This is a genomic window from Streptomyces pratensis (assembly GCF_016804005.1).
Classification (GTDB): domain Bacteria; phylum Actinomycetota; class Actinomycetes; order Streptomycetales; family Streptomycetaceae; genus Streptomyces; species Streptomyces pratensis_A.
In genome coordinates this window covers 7,433,074-7,450,929 of the sequence record NZ_CP051486.1, presented here as the reverse complement: position 1 = coordinate 7,450,929, position 17,856 = coordinate 7,433,074, and the positions used below count along the sequence as shown (strand labels likewise).

Annotated in this window: 16 protein-coding genes; 11 read left to right on the top strand and 5 right to left on the bottom strand. The window is 71.0% G+C overall.

All coding sequences use genetic code 11. The annotated features are described in order from the left end of the window. Positions 1-12 precede the first annotated feature (12 nt). From HED23_RS31200 to HED23_RS31185, 4 genes are all read left to right on the top strand, one after another. Positions 13-792 (top strand): polysaccharide deacetylase family protein, encoded by a 780-nt coding sequence (locus tag HED23_RS31200; RefSeq protein WP_238442329.1) that lies wholly within the window; start codon positions 13-15, stop codon positions 790-792. A 115-nt stretch (positions 793-907) separates the two neighbouring features. Next, positions 908-2,806, top strand: a complete 1,899-nt coding sequence (locus HED23_RS31195) for a hypothetical protein (protein ID WP_238442183.1) — start codon at positions 908-910, stop codon at positions 2,804-2,806. Between the two features lie 44 nt (positions 2,807-2,850). Beyond that, positions 2,851-3,273: a hypothetical protein gene (locus HED23_RS31190; protein ID WP_238442182.1), complete on the top strand. Its 423-nt coding sequence runs from the start codon at positions 2,851-2,853 to the stop codon at positions 3,271-3,273. Further along, positions 3,270-4,403 (top strand): glycoside hydrolase family 26 protein, encoded by a 1,134-nt coding sequence (locus HED23_RS31185; protein WP_238442181.1) that lies wholly within the window; start codon positions 3,270-3,272, stop codon positions 4,401-4,403. Before HED23_RS31190 ends, HED23_RS31185 begins: the two co-directional genes overlap by 4 nt. Here the strand turns inward: HED23_RS31185 and HED23_RS31180 are convergent. The 3 genes from HED23_RS31180 to HED23_RS31170 all read right to left on the bottom strand — a co-directional run bounded on the left by HED23_RS31180 (position 4,378) and on the right by HED23_RS31170 (position 8,854). Further along, the gene (locus HED23_RS31180; protein ID WP_238442328.1) at positions 4,378-6,420 is read right to left on the bottom strand and encodes a lipopolysaccharide biosynthesis protein; all 2,043 of its coding nucleotides are present in this window, start codon (positions 6,418-6,420) and stop codon (positions 4,378-4,380) included. The two genes, HED23_RS31185 and HED23_RS31180, sit on opposite strands and share 26 nt — an antisense overlap. Positions 6,421-6,496: 76 nt before the next feature. Next, positions 6,497-7,645 (bottom strand): DegT/DnrJ/EryC1/StrS family aminotransferase, encoded by a 1,149-nt coding sequence (locus HED23_RS31175; protein ID WP_238442327.1) that lies wholly within the window; start codon positions 7,643-7,645, stop codon positions 6,497-6,499. 216 nt (positions 7,646-7,861) lie between these two features. Next, positions 7,862-8,854, bottom strand: a complete 993-nt coding sequence (locus HED23_RS31170) for an RNA polymerase sigma factor SigF (protein ID WP_203186664.1) — start codon at positions 8,852-8,854, stop codon at positions 7,862-7,864. Positions 8,855-9,147: 293 nt separating this feature from the next. On the opposite strand from HED23_RS31170, the gene HED23_RS31165 reads away from it, so the two are divergent. Beyond that, positions 9,148-9,516 (top strand): STAS domain-containing protein, encoded by a 369-nt coding sequence (locus tag HED23_RS31165; protein ID WP_203186663.1) that lies wholly within the window; start codon positions 9,148-9,150, stop codon positions 9,514-9,516. A gap of 201 nt (positions 9,517-9,717) precedes the next feature. Beyond that, complete coding sequence (locus tag HED23_RS31160) at positions 9,718-10,209, top strand: ATP-binding protein (protein WP_203186662.1); 492 nt, start codon at positions 9,718-9,720, stop codon at positions 10,207-10,209. A 91-nt stretch (positions 10,210-10,300) separates the two neighbouring features. Here the strand turns inward: HED23_RS31160 and HED23_RS31155 are convergent, their stop codons facing one another. Beyond that, entirely contained in the window at positions 10,301-11,791 is a 1,491-nt protein-coding gene (locus HED23_RS31155; protein WP_203186661.1) for an oligopeptide:H+ symporter, read from the bottom strand. A 487-nt stretch (positions 11,792-12,278) separates the two neighbouring features. Between HED23_RS31155 and HED23_RS31150 the strand changes: the two genes are divergently transcribed. Both HED23_RS31150 and HED23_RS31145 read left to right on the top strand, forming a co-directional pair. Beyond that, positions 12,279-12,956 carry a response regulator transcription factor gene (locus tag HED23_RS31150; RefSeq protein WP_203186660.1) on the top strand — a complete coding sequence of 226 codons (678 nt, stop codon included), beginning with the start codon at positions 12,279-12,281 and terminating at the stop codon, positions 12,954-12,956. 14 nt (positions 12,957-12,970) lie between these two features. Then, a complete protein-coding gene (locus HED23_RS31145) occupies positions 12,971-14,239 on the top strand; it encodes an ATP-binding protein (RefSeq protein ID WP_203186659.1) in 1,269 nt (422 codons plus the stop codon). Between the two features lie 3 nt (positions 14,240-14,242). Here HED23_RS31145 and HED23_RS31140 read toward each other — a convergent pair whose 3' ends face one another. After that, positions 14,243-14,761 (bottom strand): GtrA family protein, encoded by a 519-nt coding sequence (locus tag HED23_RS31140; RefSeq protein WP_203186658.1) that lies wholly within the window; start codon positions 14,759-14,761, stop codon positions 14,243-14,245. Positions 14,762-14,934: 173 nt separating this feature from the next. On the opposite strand from HED23_RS31140, the gene HED23_RS31135 reads away from it, so the two are divergent. From HED23_RS31135 to HED23_RS31125, 3 genes are read left to right on the top strand one after another with little or no spacing between them, the layout of a single operon-like run. Then, positions 14,935-16,074 carry a 5-(carboxyamino)imidazole ribonucleotide synthase gene (locus HED23_RS31135; RefSeq protein WP_203186657.1) on the top strand — a complete coding sequence of 380 codons (1,140 nt, stop codon included), beginning with the start codon at positions 14,935-14,937 and terminating at the stop codon, positions 16,072-16,074. Next, positions 16,071-16,607: a 5-(carboxyamino)imidazole ribonucleotide mutase gene (gene purE / locus HED23_RS31130; protein ID WP_203186656.1), complete on the top strand. Its 537-nt coding sequence runs from the start codon at positions 16,071-16,073 to the stop codon at positions 16,605-16,607. Before HED23_RS31135 ends, purE begins: the two co-directional genes overlap by 4 nt. 9 nt (positions 16,608-16,616) lie before the next feature. Continuing rightward, complete coding sequence (locus HED23_RS31125) at positions 16,617-17,810, top strand: dipeptidase (RefSeq protein ID WP_203186655.1); 1,194 nt, start codon at positions 16,617-16,619, stop codon at positions 17,808-17,810. Positions 17,811-17,856: the final 46 nt, after the last annotated feature.

The window sequence follows — 17,856 nt, the reverse complement described above, 5'->3', positions numbered from 1 at the left end:
TCCCGGATACCCGTGCTGCTGTACCACGCGGTGATGGACGACCCGCCGGACTGGATCGCCGAGTTCACCGTCACACCGGCGGAGTTCGCCGCCCAGCTGGACGCGATCGGCGCCTGCGGCCGGACTCCGGTCCCCGTCGGTGCCCTCGTCGCTCATCTCGCGGGACGTGAGCCGCTTCCGGACCGGCCGGTGGTGCTGACCTTCGACGACGGCTTCGCGGACCTGCCGGGGCCGACCGCCGAGGCGCTGGCCGGACGGTCGATGCCGGCCACCGCGTACCTCACGACCGGTGCGCTGACACGGTCCGGCGGAGGCAGTCTGCTGCCGCCGGCGCCGATGATGTGCCTGGAACAGGCGCCGCTGCTGGAGCAGTACGGCATGGAGGTGGGCGGGCACACCGTCACCCATGCGCAGCTGGACACGCTGCCGGGTGCGGTACTGCGGTCCGAACTCGTCGACTCGAAGAAGGCGTTGGAGGACGTGCTGGGCCACGGGGTGTCCCACCTCGCCTACCCGCACGGATACAACAGCGGGCGCGTACGGCGTGCCGCCCGTGCCGCGGGTTACGAGAGCGCGGTGGCCGTCCGGCACGCGCTGAGCTCCGGCCGTGACGAGCCGTTCCGGATCGCGCGGCTGATCCTGCGCCGGAGCCACACGGTGCGTGACGTCGAGCTGTGGATGGCGGGCGAGGGCGCGCGCGTGGCGCCGTTCCGCGACTCGCCGCCGACCGTGGGGTGGCGGTTGTACCGGCGGGCGCGCGCCGTCGTGAGGGGACCGGTGTTCGCGGGGTGAGGCTTCCTGCGGAGAAAGTGCCGAGAGCGCCACAAAGGCGAAGCACGTTCCTATAATTCGCTTAACGGGACAGCGGCGTGACGGCCGCGACCACATCCGTGGGGGGAGTCGCACCGTGCCACAGCATGTGCCCGCGCCGGTCAGGGGTGGCACCGCGGGGAGCGCCGAGCCCGCGCATCCGCCGGGGCGGCGGCCCGCCGCCCCCCGGCGGACGGCGGGCCGCTGCCCCGGAGCGCTGAGACCCTGGACGCTCCTCACCTGGTTCCCGTTACTCCTGGCAGCCGCTCTCTGGGTCTCCTCGCTGCCGCACATCGGGTTCCGCTCGATGGGTGAGTACGGCCTCCTGGACCGGCTGCCCCTCACCTACTACCTCTCACTGCTCGTCCTGACCGCGGGCTTCCTGGTCAGCCTCCGCCGCGCGGGCACGGCACCGTGGTGGCCCGCGGCGTACTCCGCCGGACTGCTGATGGCGCTCAAGGGCGTGCCCGCCGTCCTGTACGACTCGGAGCGCTATCCCTGGGCCTCCAAGCACGACGCCGTCATCGAACACCTGCTGGCCAACGGCGAACTGCGTCCGGACGAGGGCCTGTCCGGCAACATGTCCGCCTACGACCAGTGGCCCGGCTTCTTCACGCTCAACGGCGGACTCGTCCGCACCTTCGGTGCCGACAGCGCCGCCGCCTATCTGAACTGGGCGCCCGTCGTCCTCGGCCTGCTCATGATGCCGGTCCTGATCCTGATCTACCGCACCTTCAGCGAGGACCGGCGCCTCGTCTGGACCGCCGTCTGGATCTTCCAGCTCGCCAACTGGGTGGGCCAGGACTATCTCGCCCCGCAGGGCCTCGCCTTCCTCCTCCATCTCGCCGTACTCGCCGTCGTCGTCAGGCACTTCGTGCGGCCGGGCTCCGCCGGTGAGCTGCGCTCGCGCGCCTTCCTCGACCCGGCCGCCGCAGCCGTGCCGCCGTCTGCGGGCACCCGCCGTCGGGCGGTCTGCGTCGTCGTCCTCGTGCCCTTGATCGCGGCCGTCAACGCGATGCACCAGCTCACCCCGGTGATGCTCTGCGTCACCCTGTTCGCCTTCTGCCTCACCCGCCGCTACCGCAACCTCGGGCTCCTCGCCGTGGCCGGGCTGATCATGCTGGCCTGGGACCTCACCATGGGCCGCCCGCTGTTCACCGAGACCCTGGGCACCCTGCGCGACTCCCTCGGCGAACTCACCCGGAACTCCCGCGCCGGATACGCCGGACAGCTCACCGGGGCGGGCCCCGAGCTCGCCGGGCGGGCGAACATCCTGATGGTGCTGGCCGTCGCCGCCCTCGCGGGCGCCGCCCTCCTGCTGCGGCGCCGCCTGGCGCACAGCGCCCTGCCGCTGCTGCTGGCCTCCGCCGCGCCCGTACCCCTGTTCGTGGTCAACGACTACGGCGGCGAAATGCTCTTCCGCGTCTACCTGTTCGCGCTCCCGGGAGCAGCCTTCTTCGCCGCAGCGGCGCTCGTGCCGGCAGCCGGAGGCACCGGGGCGCACCGGGTCCGGCCCGCCGTACGGAGGATCTGCGCGGTCACCCTCCCGGTGACGTTGACCGCGCTGCTCGCCGGCTTCATGCCCTCGTACTACGGCAAGGAGCGGATGAACTACACCCCGCCCGCTGAGACGGCGCTCGTCACCCGCGCCATCGACAGGGCTCCCGAAGGGGCGCTGATCCTGGCCACCACGGGCTCCTTCCCGAAGGCGCTGCACCGCTACGACAGGCTGGAGCACTGGTTCTTCGCCGAACAGGAGCTGCCCGAGAACGTCGAGATGCTCAAGGACCCGGCGCACTACCTCTCGACCCGGCTGCCACCCGGAACCACGGCCTTCGTCATCCTCACGCGCACCCAGGACATCTACACGGCCGGTGAGGGGCTGCTGCCCCCCGGTGGATTCGCCGGACTGACCCGGGACCTCACAGCCTCGCCGCTCTTCCGTGTCGTCGAGCGGACCGAGCACGGCGTCGTCCTGCGTCACGACAGTCCCTGAGGCCCGTCCGCACGGCAGACCCCAGACCAGGAAAGGCCAGTCACGTGTCCGAGAACCGGCAACCGGCACTCCCCGTCCGGCAGACCCTGACCAGAGCCGCCCTGGCGCTCTCCGGGTGGGTGGCGCTCGCCGCGACCTGGCTGCCCGGGGGCTCGCCCCTGCGCTGGACACCCGTGCTCCTCTTCGTCTGCTTCGGCCCGGGGCTCGCCCTGTTGTACCCGCAGCCCCGACCGCTCGGGCCCGGGGCCCGTCTGGAGGCGGTCGCGCTCGCCGCGCCCCTCGGACTCTCCCTGGCCGTCATCGCCGCCACCTCGCTGTTCCTGGTGGAGGGCTTCTCGGGGACCGTGTTCCTGGTGTCGCTCGCCACGTGCGCCACGATCGCCTCGGCCCTCCCCGGACTTCCGCTGTCCGGGGCGGCCCGGGGCGCCGTCGAGCGGCCCCGCGCGACACCCGCGAGGCGCCGGTGATCCGCCACCACGCACAGCGGGAGCGCCGCCCCCGTACGCACCTCGTGCTCGCCCTGGTCTCCGTCGCGGCGCTGCTGACGGGGATCCTCGCCTGGTTCGGCCCTCCCGCCCCGGGCGATGACGAGGACGGGGCGCCCTCCGCCGGTGCCCTCCCCGCCGACGCCGCCACCGGCCCGGTGCTCGGTGGGCCGTGCGCCCCGACCGCCACACTCGTACCGCCGTGCGGCGCCTGGTGGGGTGCCTATGTGCCGTACGCCGGGAACGGCTCGCTCAAGGACGCGGTGTACGCGTTCGAGAAGAAGATCGGCCGGAAGCTCGACCTCCTGTACACGTACCACGACATGTCGAACACCGAGCTCGACGGACAGCTCCTGACCCCCGACGAGCAGGTACTCGGCCGGGACCGGATGCTGATGCTGGCCTGGGAGTCGACCGTCTGGCGCGAGCCCCACCACGCCGGCTGGACCGAGGACCAGCTCGGCTGGGCGAAGATCGCGTCGGGAACCTACGACCGCGAGATCATCGATCCGCAGGCGCTCCGCGTCAAGGCGTACGGGAAGCGGGTGTTCTTCTCCTTCGACCAGGAGGTCGACGCCCGGGTCGGCGACGCGGGCACGCCCGAGGAGTACGTCGCCGCCTACCGGCACATCCACGACCGCTTCGAGGAGCTCGGTGTGGACAACGTGGTGTGGGTGTGGACGGTGTCCGGCTACCTCCCGGCGGGGAAGCTCTTCGAGCAGCTCTACCCCGGTGACGACTACGTCGACTGGATCGGCATGGACCAGTACAACTACTTCACCTGCCACGACACCACGGACTGGAAGGACTTCGACCGCAGCCAGCGGCCGACGTACGACTGGCTGCGCGCCCACATCAGCGACGAGAAGCCCGTGATGTTCGCCGAGTTCTCCACCGTGCCCGATCCGGCGGACGAGGACCGCCAGCGCGAGTGGTACGAGGCGATCCCGGAGGTGGCCAGGACCATGCCCGGGGCCAAGGCACTGGTGCACTGGAACCGCGCGGTCCCGGGCGAGGGCTGCGATCTCACGGTCGACGGCGGTCCGGGCCTGGAGGGTTACCGCACGGCAGGCCAGGACGACTGGTTCAAGCAGCCGGTGCCCGGCCGCTGACCCTCCGGCGGACGCCGTGCACCACAGCCGTCACCCCGAACAGGACCAGGAACACCGGCAGTCCGACCGCGGCGAAGGCATCCTGCGCGACCCACCCCGCCACCGCGAGCACCCACACCGTGGCGGCCGCGACCCGCCAGTGGGCCCCGGCGGCCCGCAGCAGGGACGCGGCCAATGCCAGGCAGAGCAGCTGGAGCGCGAACGGCAGAGCCTGGAGCACCGAGGCCGGGGAGGCCGGCCCGGCCGCTCCGGCGAGGAGGCCGGCGAGCGTCCCGTGCCACTCCCGCGAGGCCGAGGCAGGCGGGATGCCGAGGAACAGCGGGGCGGAGTGCAGGGCCGCCACGGTCACCAGCACCGCCGCGCCCAGCAGTACGGGCCGTGGCCTGCGCAGGGCGACGGCCGCGCTGTGGACGATGACCATGAGCACCCCCGCGGTCACGGTGACCGGTGGCAGCGCGCCGATCAACTCCGCTCCGGTCAGCCGGGCACGCCCGGTGAGCGCGGCCCGTGACAACGGAATCCAGAACAGCCCGGCCGCGAGCCCCAGCAGCCCCCACAGCCACTGCGCGTCGCCGCTCCCGGGCCGGACTCGCGCCCGTCCGTGCGGACCGTGGGCGGCGGGACCGTGGGCGGGGGCCACCGGCTCGGGGGCACCCCGCCGACGGACCGCGCCGGAGGGCCGGCCGGCCGCGTACTCCCCGGCCCGGTGCTCCCGGGCACGCTGCGCGGCGAGCCGTGCCCAGCTCGTCCCGAACCCGTCGCTCTCCGGCGCCGGACGCCGGGAGCTCCACGGGGGCCGCCCGGTGAGGGCCGAGCGCAGCCCCAGGGCGGACGCGGCGGCCACCGCGGTCATGGCGATCAGCATCGCCCAGCCGGCTCCGGCGATCCCCGTCGGGCCGAGCAGCAAGGCCGCGCTGCCCAGGACGAGGGCGCACATCGCGCCCTGAAGGACGGCCAGCGCCCCGGTGCGGCCCTGCACCCGCAGCACGCCGATGTAGAGCTCGACGACGACCCGGGGCAGGGCGGCCGCCGCCAGCAGCCGCAGGACCAGGGTGCCGTGCTCGGCGTAGTCGGAGCCGAAGGGGGTGAGGATCTGCGGGGCGAAGAGGACCAGCACGGTGACGACGGGGACCAGCAGTACCGCCATGCGGCGCAGCGCCCCGTGTACGCCCTCGGCCAGCCGGCCGGGGCTGTGCGAGGCGTGCGCGGTGAGGGAGGAGGCCATGTTGATGGCCATGAACTCCATGGTGCCGCCCACGGTGTAGGCGATGTAGAAGAAGCCGTTGTGCGCGGCGTCGAAGCGCACGGCCACCATCACGGGCAGCAGGTTGATCATGGCCAGGCTGAAGAGCGCGCCGACCGAGTCCCCGGCCAGGAACCTGCCGATCTCGCGCAGCCGTGGCGGCTCCCGGTCCCGGTCGGCCCCTGCCTGACGTGGGATCAGCCGACGGAAGACGAGCCAGCCGAGTGGCAGCACGGACAGGGCGATGGCCGCTGCCCAGGACACGAAGACACCGAGGACGGGGAGGGCGGTCGCGAACGCGGCGAGGAGCAGCAGCTTGCCGATGGAGAAGACCGCGTTGCCGACGGGCACCCAGACGGCCTTGCGCAGCCCGGTCAGCACCCCGTCCTGGAGCGTGAGGACCGCCCAGGCGACGCAGGAGCCGGTGAAGACGAGCCCGGCGGACAGTGTGCCGAGCGGGGCGTACGAATCGCCCCACAGATCCAGAGTGAGCAGGAAGGCGACACAGGCCAGGGTGACGACGACCGAGCTGATCAGGTAGGTACGGGCGACCAGGGACCCCGTCGCGCGCCCGGCGCGGGGCACGTAGCGCACCACGGCGCCGATCATCGTGGTCGCGGTGACCGAGGCGAGCAGCCGCATCGCGGCGATGGCGGCGGAGCCCTGGCCGACGGCCTCCTCCGTGTAGTAGCGGGCGGCGACCAGCCAGAAGCCGAGGCCGAGTGCCGCGGAGACACCGGTGGAGAGCATCAGGGCGTAGGCGTTGCGGAACATCGAGTCGGCGCCGGTGCCGTCCTTCGGAGCGGCTGTGCGCGTGGCCTCCGCCTCGGGCGGGCCGACTCTCGTCGTGTCAGTCACCGGACCGCGCTCCCGCGGACCGGGCTCCCGACGCGTTCAGGATCCCGATGACGGGGCCGGCGCGCAGCGGGTCGACGGGGAGGGCGTGCCTGGCGAACCAGGCGGCACCGGCGGGGGCGGGGGACGGGTCGGTGAACGGCTCGCCCGCGTAGGCGTCGAGCGGCGGGTCGTAGAGGTAGCCGACGGTGATGCGGTGGCGGGCCAGCGCGGCGACGGCCGCGTCCCGGTCGGCCACCAGTAACGGCACCCGGAACAGGGGCTGCAACGGCGCCCCGGCGGTGACCGGTGGCGCCCAGCGGGAGGCGAGGAGGCGTCCGGTGCCCGCCCGGTGCAAGGAGAGCCGTTCGTCCAGGCGGTCCAGCAGACGCCGGACGCGGCGCAGCCGTGACCGGCCCGGAGCGATGCGGTAGTCGTGCATGTCGACGCGGACCCAGGAGTGGAAGGCCGCCAGCGAGGGAGCGGCGCCCAGCGCCTGCCGGAGATCGTCGGGCCGCAACGGCATCCGGATCCCCTCCCGTTCCTGGAGCCCGAGGAGCCGCAGGGCCCACCAGGCGGCCGGTGCGAGCCGCAGTCCGCGTACGGCCGACTCCGCGTACGGGCGTAAGGCGTAGGTGAGTTCGGCGGTGAGCCGCGCAGGGTCCAGCAGCGCGTCCCTGGCCTGTTCCAGCGGGGCGCGCAGGGCCGGGTCGGCGACGGCGAGGAAGCCCCCGGCCTTCGCGCCGACGTGTTTGGAGAGGCTGAAGACCGCCGCGTCCCCGAACGAGCCGACCGGCTTGCCGTCCGCGGTGCTGCCGATGGCGTGGGCGGCGTCCTCGACCAGCGGGATGCCGAGGCGGTCACATCGCTCGCGCAGCTGCCGGGCCGGGTCCGGATTGCCGTACAGATTGGTGGTGAGGACGGCGGAGAGGCCGTTCCACACGGCTTCGGGCACGGCGTCCACGTCTATCGACCCGTCCGCGGCCGACAACGGGGCCTGGACGGGCCGCAGTCCGGCGGCGAGGACGACGAACAGGATGACGTCGTCGTTGACCGGGGACATCAGGATCCTGCCGCCTGGTTCGCACCAGTGGCGGAGTGCCAGGTAGAGGCCCATCCGGCAGGACGGGACGTACAGGCAGTCCCGGCCGAGCCGGGTGCCCATCGCCGCTTCCAGCGTTTCCGTCACGGCACGGTCCGTCGGACCGCTTTCCCCACGAGCCATGTGTTCCCCCCAGAACCCCGCCCAATGTGGCCCGGTCCGTGGCACTTCGTCAACAATGCGTAAGGACCCGCAACAATGCGGAAGGACCCGCCCGAGACCGGGCAGGTCCTTCCGCAACGGCGTACCGGTGGTGCCGGTGGTGCCGGTGGTGCCGGGTCACTCCTCCACTGTCAGGCCCTTCCTGAGCTTGACCAGGGTCCGGGAGAGCAGCCGGGACACGTGCATCTGCGAGATGCCGAGCTCCTCGCCGATCTCCGACTGCGTCATGTTGGAGACGAACCGCATGGAGAGGATGGTGCGGTCGCGCAGGGGGAGCGAGGCGATGAGCGGCTTGAGGGACTCGACGTACTCGATGCCCTCGATGCCGTGGTCCTCGTAGCCGAGGCGGTCCGCGAGGGCGGCCTCGTTGCCGTCGCCGTAATCGTCGGGCTTGGCGTCCAGCGAGCTGGCGGTGTACGCGTTGCTCGCGGCCATGCCCTCGACGACCTCGTCCCTGCCGATGCCGAGACGGTCGGCGAGCTCGGCGACCGTGGGCGCGCGGTCCAGCTTCTGGGCCAGCTCGTCGCCGGCCTTGGCCAGGTCCAGCCGCAGTTCCTGGAGCCGGCGCGGGACGCGCACGGACCAGCTGGTGTCACGGAAGAAGCGCTTGATCTCGCCGACGATCGTGGGCATCGCGAACGTCGGGAACTCCACGCCCCGGCTGAGCTCGAAGCGGTCGATCGCCTTGATCAGGCCGATGGTGCCGACCTGGACGATGTCCTCCATGGGTTCGCTGCGGGTCCGGAACCTGGATGCGGCGAACTTGACCAGGGCCAGGTTCAGTTCGACGAGGGTGTTGCGGACGTACGAGTACTCGTGGGTGCCCTCCTCGAGCACTTCGAGCCGCGCGAAGAGTGTCTTCGACAGGGCCCTCGCGTCCAGCGCGCCGATCTCGGCGTAGGGCGGGATCTCGGGAAGGCCGTCGAGGCCCTCGAAACCCTCGCCCGGAAGGAGGTCGTCGGAGGTCGGGTCGGTGGTGGTGCGGGTGGTGCCGGTGCTGGTGCGCGGGCCGGGTACGGCGTTCGCGGCAGCGGAGTCGGAATCGGTCGGTCCCTGAGGACATGCCGACGTCGCGATGTGGGTACGCGATACGTCGAGCCGGGGTGACATGGTTCTCCTCCATCGTTCTCGGCATATGGCTGCCGATGCCCATACGTCTTCCTGCGGTGAAGCGGCGCCTCCGAAGCCGATCGAACTTCCTTGGGTGGATGTCCCTTCTACCCTTACCCGCTTCCAGCCGTGAGTTACAAGCGCCAAATGCGCCTATATGTCTGGTTTGTTGAGTTCTTCGACTACCGTGTGGCGAGGGAAACGCGTAATGTTTTACGCACGTCGGGGGCAGCCACGATGAAGCCGCGTACAACAGGGGCGCGGGTAGTGACGGACGGCGAAGAGGGACGGGCATGGACCGCGGGACGGTCGGCAGTGCGAACCGGGGTCGGCTACAGGTCGAAGTCCGGACCGAGGGCCGCAGTGAAGTCGTGACACCGGTGGGTGAGCTCGATCACCACACCGCCGATCTGCTGCGGGAGCCTCTGGAGAGCGCGGTCGAGCAAGGACACACGCGCCTGGTGGTCGACTGCGCGCGTCTCGACTTCTGTGACTCCACCGGACTCAACGTGCTGCTCGGTGCGCGCTTGAAGGCCGAGGCCGCCGGCGGAGGGGTTCACCTGGCCGCCATGCAGCCCGTGGTGGCCCGCGTCTTCGAGATCACGGGGGCGGAGGCGGTCTTCACCGTCCACGCCTCGCTCGAAGATGCCCTGGCCGGCTGACGGCGGGTCCTCATGCGTATCCCCGGCCCCGGGAGCCCCGGTCATCGCGCGAGTCACGCTCATGGCGTAGCCGAAACCGGGTGTCGTCACCATGCGGCAGGGCAGAAGACACCCCGTCGGGACCTTGAAGCCCGCACAATCTGTATCTGATCAGTATCTGTTCGATGGCAACACACGGTGAATCGGTGAGGTGAAGCGCTGATGAGCACCACCCGGCAGCATCCGCCGGGCGGCCTCGGCCGCGAGCCGGACGGCATGGGCACCGCCTCTGCCGTGCCCGCTGACCGGCAGTGGCGCACGCTCTCGCTGAGACAGGCCACCGGCATCGTGCCCATGGCCCGTGACTTCGCCAGGCAGGCGCTCCACGACTGGGGCTGGCTGCCCGCGTCGGGCGCCGACCGGCGGGCCGCAGCGGAGGACGTCCTGCTGGTCGTCTCCGAGCTCGTGACGAACGCCTGCCTGCACGCCGGCGGCCCCGAGGAGCTCCGTATCGCCTGCTCGGCCAAGGCGCTCCGGGTCGAGGTCGTCGACAGCGGCGCGGGTCAGCCTGCGCCGCGTACCCCGCACCGCGCGGGGCGGCCCGGCGGGCACGGCATGTTCATCGTGCAGCGGCTGTGCCTCGACTGGGGCGTGACGCGTGCCCCGGACCAGCCCGGCAAGACCGTCTGGGCGGAGCTCGCGGCGCCCGCGTAGCCCGCCCACACCCTTCCGTCCCCGCGCGCACAAGGCTCAGGGCCCCGCACCGACCGGTGCGGGGCCCTGAGTCGTATCGGCGGGGTCCGTGTCAGCGGACGTTGCCCATGAGCTCCTTGACCTTGCCGCGGTACATGAAGATCGCGACACCCGCGAGGACCGCGAGCGTGGCCTGGAGGGCCACCACCCCGGTGCCGTTGAGCTCGACACCCGCGAGGGAGAGCAGGCCGGTGGTGCAGTCACCGGCGGTCACGGCCAGGAACCAGACACCCATCATCTGGCTGGCGTACTTGGCCGGGGCCATCTTCGTGGTGACCGACAGGCCGACCGGGGACAGCGTCAGCTCGCCGACGGTCTGCACGAAGTAGATCGCGACCAGCCACATCGCGGCGGCCTTGTGGCCGTCGCCCGCGATGGTCAGCGGCGCCAGGAAGAGGAAGAACGACGCTCCGACCAGCACCAGGCCGGAGCTGAACTTCACGACCGTGCTCGGCTCCTTGCCCCGCCGGTTCAGCGCCATCCAGAAGGCGGCGAAGACCGGGGCCAGAGCCATGATCAGGACCGGGTTGACCGACTGGTACCAGGAGACCGGGAAGTCCCAGCCGAGGACCGAGTTCTCCGCGGAGGAGTCGGCGAAGATCGCCAGGGTCGAACCGCCCTGGTCGTAGATCATCCAGAAGATGGCGGCGGCCACGAAGAACCAGATGTAGCCGGACATCTTCTTCTGCTCGGTCTGGCTGAGCTCCTTGTCGCGCTTGATGCGCACCAGGACCATGACCGGGATGACCAGGCCGGCGATCGTGATCGGGACCAGCAGCCAGTTCAGCGTGTAGACGCCGGTGACGACGGTGCCGATGTAGAAGAGGGCCGCGATGCCCAGCCAGATCATCGACTTGCGCAGGGTGGAGGCGCGCTCGTCCGCGGAGAGCGGCTTGGGCACGACGAGGCTGCGCTCGTTCAGGTGGCGGGTGCCGAGCAGGAACTGGGCGACGCCGAGTCCCATGCCGAGTGCCGCCAGGGCGAAGCCGAGGTGCCAGTTCACGTTCTCGCCGACGGTGCCGATGACCAGCGGGGCGGCGAAGGCACCCATGTTGATGCCCATGTAGAAGATCGTGAATCCACCGTCACGGCGCGGGTCGTCCGGGCCGTCGTAGAGGTGGCCGACCATCGTCGAGATGTTGGACTTCAGCAGACCGGAGCCGATCGCCACCAGGCCGAGCCCGGCGAAGAAGGTGCCCTCCGAGGGCAGGGCCAGCGTCAGGTGGCCGAGCATGATGACGCCGCCCGCGATGGCGACGGTCTTGCGGGGTCCCCAGACGCGGTCGCCGAACCAGCCGCCGGGCATGGCGAGCAGGTACACCAGCGACAGGTAGACCGAGTAGATCGCCGTGGCCGTGGCGGGGTTCATGTGAAGCCCGTTGGGAGCGATCAGGTAGAGCGGGAGAAGGGCGCGCATGCCGTAGTAGCTGAAACGCTCCCACATCTCCGTCATGAAGAGAGTGGCCAGGCCGCGGGGGTGGCCGAAGAAGGTCTTCTCCGAACCAGAAGTACTGGCCGAGTCCTTCGTCAGGCTGGACGCCATGGTCGATCCTTGCTGGTCGGGACGCGCCGCCTCGTGAGCGGTACGCGCCCGGTGGGGGGTGGCCGGCACCGGAGCGGATGCGCCCCACCCCTGACGCCTCGAGGGATTCGATCCGGCCACCCGCTCCGTAGGGAGTGCGGGGGCGGGCTCGTGGGACAGACCGCTCCGGGATCCACGCCCGGTACGCGTCCTCGCGCTCCGGGCCCGGCCCACAGGTCATTCACTGGTCGGGGCCGGCAAGAACCGGCCCGTACACAAAAGTGACCCTTGGCGCGAAAAGCTGCCAAAGGTCCTTCGGCGGTGCAACAGGCGTCGAGCAACCATACGACATGACACACGGGGATATGGAAGGACTTGAGATATGGATCACAGGTTTACGTGGAACCACAGTCCCATATTCAAAGGAGGATGACCGATTCGTGGCCCTGACTCGCAGGGCTTGACCAGCGCCTCACTCCAGCAGGCCTGCGCGGACTACCATCACTGCATGACCCGTGTACTGCTCGCCGAGGACGACGCATCCATCTCGGAGCCACTGGCTCGCGCCCTGCGCCGTGAGGGTTACGAGGTCGAGGTCCGCGAGGACGGTCCGACCGCGCTGGACGCCGGACTCCAGGGGGGCGTCGACCTGGTCGTCCTCGACCTGGGGCTGCCCGGGATGGACGGCCTCGAGGTCGCCAGGCGGCTGCGCGCCGACGGTCACGCCGTGCCGATCCTGGTGCTCACCGCCCGGGCCGACGAGGTCGACACGGTCGTCGGCCTCGACGCCGGGGCCGACGACTACGTCACCAAGCCCTTCCGCCTGGCCGAGCTCCTCGCCCGGGTCCGCGCCCTCCTGCGCCGCGGCGCCACCGAGCACGCCCCGCAGCCCGCCACGCACGGCGTCAGGATCGACGTCGAGTCCCACCGGGCCTGGATGGGTGACGAGGAACTCCAGCTCACCGCCAAGGAGTTCGACCTGCTGCGGGTCCTCGTGCGGGACGCGGGCCGGGTCGTCACCCGCGACCAGCTGATGCGTGAGGTCTGGGACACCACCTGGTGGTCCTCCACCAAGACCCTCGACATGCACATCTCCTGGCTCCGCAAGAAGCTCGGCGACGACGCGGCCAATCCGCGCTACATCGCCACCGTCCGGGGCGTCGGCTTCCGGTTCGAGAAGAGCTGACGTACAGAACAGTCATGCGCCGCCGACTGATCAACTCCACACTCGCAGTGGTGCTCGTCGTGATCGCCGTCTTCGGCGTCTCCCTCGTCATCGTCGAGACCCGCACCATCAGCAACAGTGCCCAGGAAAGTGTCGACTCCGAAGCCTTCCGGCTGATCAGCGTCGTCGAGAGCCGGCTGCTCGGCGCCGAGCGGATCACCCCCGAGGTCCTCGCCGAGCAGGTGGACCCCAGCCGCTACGCCCGCGTGGAGATCCCCGGGCGCGCCCCCATCGAGGTCGGCGAGCGTCCCACGGACAGCGACGTCACCCGGAGCACCGAGACGGGGGAGCAGGGTGAGAAGGTCACCGTCGAGGAGTCCCGCTCCGCCGTGACCCGCGAGGTGGGACGCACCCTGCTGATCATCGGCGCGGTGGCGCTGCTCGCCATCATCTCCGCCGTACTCCTCGCCGTACGCCAGGCCGACCGGCTGACCTCGCCGCTCACCGACCTCGCCGAGACCGCCGAACGCCTCGGATCGGGCGACCCCCGCCCCAGGCACAAGCGGTACGGGGTCACGGAGCTGGACCGGGTCGCCGATGTCCTGGACTCCTCCGCCGAGCGGATCGCCCGGATGCTGACCGCGGAGCGGCGCCTCGCCGCGGATGCCTCGCACCAGCTCCGCACACCCCTGACCGCGCTGTCCATGCGGATCGAGGAGATCTCCGTCACCGACGACCCGGAGACGGTGAAGGAGGAGGCGAACATCGCGCTCACCCAGGTCGAGCGGCTCACGGACGTGGTGCAGCGGCTGCTGACGAATTCACGTGACCCGCGCACCGGCTCCGCCGTGGCCTTCGACCTCGACGAGGTCGTCAAGCAGCAGATCGAGGAATGGCGTCCCGCCTACCGCAGCGCCGGCCGTGCCGTCGTCTGCTCGGGCAAGCACGGGCTGGAAGCCGTCGGCACCCCGGGGGCCGTCGCCCAGGTCCTCGCCGCGCTGATCGAGAACTCGCTGATGCACGGGGGCGGCACGGTCGCGCTGCGGACCCGCATCACCGGCAACCAGGTCGTCGTCGAGGTCACGGACGAGGGGCCCGGTGTCCCCGCCGACCTCGGGGCGCGGATCTTCGAGCGCACCATCAGCGGCCGCAACTCCACCGGAATCGGTCTCGCCGTCGCCCGGGACCTCGCCGAGGCCGACGGCGGCCGCCTCGAACTGCTCCAGCAGCAGCCCCCGGTCTTCGCGCTCTTCCTCAGCCGGGTCGCGCCGAGCCGCAAGGAATCCGTACGCCCGGTGCGCTGAGCGTCAGTGGGGCACGGGGCCGGGCGCTACTTCGTCGGAGGGTCGCCGCTGTTCCAGAAATCGTTCCGCGTTGAGCACGGCCTCCTTGGCGGGCAGCGTCTTGAACACCCAGGTGCGGTAGGACCAGAAGCGGAACAGTGTGGCGACCCCGATGCCGACGATCTTGAAGACGTTGCTCTGGACCGGGCTGTTCCACCCGAAGCCGTACGTCGCCGCGTAGAGCACGCCCGTCTCGATGACCGCGCCGACGGCGCTGAACAGCAGGAACAGCGTCAGCTCCCGGGTCCGGCCGGTCTTGTCGCGGTCCCGGTAGGTCCAGTAGCGGAAGCCGACGTAGTTGAAGAGGATGGCGACGACCGTCCCCATCAGTCCGGCGCGCACCACCGGAATGTCCGTGGTGCGCCAGATCAGGTTGGAGACGACGATGTTGACGACAAGACCGAGTGCGCCGACGGCGCCGAACTTGGCGACCTCCCGGGCCAGCAGATCAAGCCGGGTCCGCAGTGCGCCCCGTTCGCTCATGGTGATCGATCAGCCCCGTCCGGTCGGTTTCGTCAACCCGGCCATGCTAACCAGCCCTCCCGTGTGATGCTGTGAGTCGGAAGGCCCCGCGTGACGAGGCCTCCTTCCCGGCGGGGCGGGGCCCCGGCCGGAGAGGGTGAGGGGAGCTCCCGGGCGCCCGATATCCTGGACATGTGACGTTCCCTGTAGTCGGCATGGTCGGCGGCGGTCAGCTCGCCCGTATGACCCACGAGGCCGGCATCCCCCTCGGCCTGAAATTCAAGCTCCTCAGTGACACCCCTCAGGATTCGGCCGCCCAGGTGGCCGGTGAAGTCGTCATCGGCGACTACCGCGACCTGGAGACGCTGCGCGCCTTCGCACGCGGCTGTGACGTGATCACCTTCGATCACGAGCACGTGCCGACCGAGCACCTGCGTGCCCTGGAGGCGGACGGCATTCCCGTGCGCCCCGGCCCCGACGCTCTGGTGCACGCCCAGGACAAGGGGGTGATGCGCGCGAAGCTCACGGAGATCGGCGCGCCGTGCCCCCGGCACCGCCTCGTCGCGGACCCGGCGGACGCCGCTGCCTTCGCCGAGGAGGTGGGCGGCTTCCCCGTGATCCTCAAGACGGTCCGGGGAGGATACGACGGCAAGGGCGTCTGGGTGGTCCGGTCCGAGGCGGACGCCGCCGAGCCCTTCCGGGCCGGTGTCCCCGTCCTCGCCGAGGAGAAGGTCGACTTCACGCGGGAGCTGGCGGCCAACATCGTCCGCTCGCCCCACGGCCAGGCCGTCGCCTACCCCGTCGTCGAGTCCATCCAGGTCGACGGGGTCTGCGACACCGTCATCGCCCCGGCGCCCGACCTGGACGAGGGCCTCGCCGGTGAGGCCCAGCAGCTCGCGCTGCGCATCGCCGCCGAGCTCGGTGTGGTGGGCCACCTCGCCGTCGAGCTCTTCGAGACGCGCGACGGCCGCATCCTCGTGAACGAGCTCGCGATGCGCCCGCACAACTCCGGGCACTGGACCCAGGACGGTGCGGTCACCTCACAGTTCGCCAACCACGTGCGGGCCGTCCTGGACCTCCCGCTCGGCGACCCGCGCCCGCGCGCCGGCTGGACGGTCATGTGCAACGTCCTCGGCGGCGACTACCCGGACATGTACCAGGCGTACCTGCACTGCATGGCCCGCGATCCGCAGCTCAAGATCCACATGTACGGCAAGGACGTGAAGCCGGGCCGCAAGGTGGGCCACGTCAACACCTACGGCGATGATCTGGCGGACGTGCGGGAGCGCGCCCGGCACGCAGCCGACTACCTGCGAGGAACGATCACCGAATGACCGCACCAGGCTCCGCCCCCGTCGTCGGCATCGTCATGGGCTCGGACTCCGACTGGCCCGTGATGGAAGCGGCCGCCAAGGCACTCGACGAGTTCGAGATCCCCTACGAGGTCGACGTCGTCTCCGCGCACCGCATGCCCCACGAGATGATCGCGTACGGCGAGAGGGCCGCCGGCCGTGGTCTCAAGGCGATCATCGCGGGGGCCGGCGGAGCGGCTCACCTTCCCGGGATGCTCGCCTCCGTCACCCCGCTGCCCGTGATCGGCGTCCCGGTCCCGCTGAAGTACCTCGACGGCATGGACAGCCTGCTGTCCATCGTCCAGATGCCGGCCGGGGTCCCCGTCGCCACGGTCTCGGTCGGCGGCGCCCGCAACGCGGGCCTGCTCGCGGCCCGCATCCTCGCCGCCCACGACGGCGTGCTGCTGGAGCGGATGAAGGACTTCCAGCAGGAGCTCAAGGAACAGGCCACGGAGAAGGGCAAGCGGCTGCGCGCCAAGGTCCAGGGCGCGGACTCCTTCGGCTTCGGGAAGTAGGCGGTCACGATGGACAACCTGGACCGCGCGCGGCTGCTCCTCGCCGACCACCCCGTCGTCGACGGCCACAACGACCTCCCCTGGGCGTTGCGCGAGCAGGTCGGCTACGACCTCGACGCCCGCGACATCTCGCGGGACCAGACCGGCTCCCTGCACACGGACATCCCGCGGCTGCGGGCCGGCGGCGTCGGTGCGCAGTTCTGGTCCGTCTACGTCGCACCCCGCCTGGCGGGGGACGCCGCGGTCAGCGCCACGCTGGAGCAGATCGACGTGGTCGGCGAGATGCTGGCCCGCTACCCCGGTGACCTGCGGCGCGCCCTGACGGCCGACGACATGGAGAAGTCCCGGGCCGAGGGCCGTATCGCCTCCCTGATGGGTGCCGAGGGCGGTCACTCCATCAACAACTCGCTGGGCACCCTGCGGGCCCTGCACTCCCTGGGCGTCCGCTACATGACGCTCACGCACAACGACAACACCGACTGGGCGGACTCGGCGACCGACTCCCCGCGGGTCGGCGGCCTGTCGGAGTTCGGCCGTGAGGTCGTACGCGAGATGAACCGCATCGGGATGCTGGTCGACCTCTCCCACGTGGCGGCCACCACGATGCGTGACGCGCTCGCCACCTCCGTGGCGCCGGTGATCTTCTCGCACTCCTCCGCCCGCGCGGTCTGCGACCACCCTCGCAACATCCCCGACGACGTGCTGAGGATGCTCGCGGCCAACGGCGGCGTGGCCATGGCGACCTTCGTACCGAAGTTCGTCCTCCCGGCGGCCGTCGACTGGACGCTCGCCGCCGACCGCAACATGCGGGAGCACGGCCTGCACCACCTGGACACCACACCGGCCGCGATGCGGATCCACGCGGACTTCGAAGCGGTCAACCCGCGCCCGATGGCCACCGTGGCCACGATCGCCGACCACCTCGACCACATGCGTGAGATCGCCGGGATCGACCACATCGGCGTCGGCGGCGACTACGACGGAACGGCGTTCCTCCCGCTGGAGCTGGAGGACGTGTCGGGATACCCGTATCTGATCGCGGAGCTGCTCACACGGGGCTGGTCGGAGACCGACGTGGCCAAGCTGACGTGGCAGAACGCCGTGCGGGTGCTGCGCGACGCCGAAGGGGTGTCCCGCGAGCTGAGCGCCCGGGTCGGCCCGTCCCACGCGACGATCGAAGAGCTGGACGGCCCGGCGCACTGATCCGCGCGACAGGCAGACAGGGGGAGGCGGCGGCCCGGGGGCCGCC

Bases quoted from the DNA above. Each gene is read 5' to 3' on its own strand.
- HED23_RS31180 (WP_238442328.1), bottom strand. From the start codon at position 6,420: ATGTTCCGCAACGCCTACGCCCTGATGCTCTCCACCGGTGTCTCCGCG.
- HED23_RS31175 (WP_238442327.1), bottom strand. From the start codon at position 7,645: ATGGGCACCCGGCTCGGCCGGGACTGCCTGTACGTCCCGTCCTGCCGG.
- HED23_RS31170 (WP_203186664.1), bottom strand. From the start codon at position 8,854: ATGTCACCCCGGCTCGACGTATCGCGTACCCACATCGCGACGTCGGCA.
- HED23_RS31165 (WP_203186663.1), top strand. From the start codon at position 9,148: ATGGACCGCGGGACGGTCGGCAGTGCGAACCGGGGTCGGCTACAGGTC.
- HED23_RS31160 (WP_203186662.1), top strand. From the start codon at position 9,718: ATGAGCACCACCCGGCAGCATCCGCCGGGCGGCCTCGGCCGCGAGCCG.
- HED23_RS31155 (WP_203186661.1), bottom strand. From the start codon at position 11,791: ATGGCGTCCAGCCTGACGAAGGACTCGGCCAGTACTTCTGGTTCGGAG.
- HED23_RS31150 (WP_203186660.1), top strand. From the start codon at position 12,279: ATGACCCGTGTACTGCTCGCCGAGGACGACGCATCCATCTCGGAGCCA.
- HED23_RS31145 (WP_203186659.1), top strand. From the start codon at position 12,971: ATGCGCCGCCGACTGATCAACTCCACACTCGCAGTGGTGCTCGTCGTG.
- HED23_RS31140 (WP_203186658.1), bottom strand. From the start codon at position 14,761: ATGAGCGAACGGGGCGCACTGCGGACCCGGCTTGATCTGCTGGCCCGG.
- purE (WP_203186656.1), top strand. From the start codon at position 16,071: ATGACCGCACCAGGCTCCGCCCCCGTCGTCGGCATCGTCATGGGCTCG.
- HED23_RS31125 (WP_203186655.1), top strand. From the start codon at position 16,617: ATGGACAACCTGGACCGCGCGCGGCTGCTCCTCGCCGACCACCCCGTC.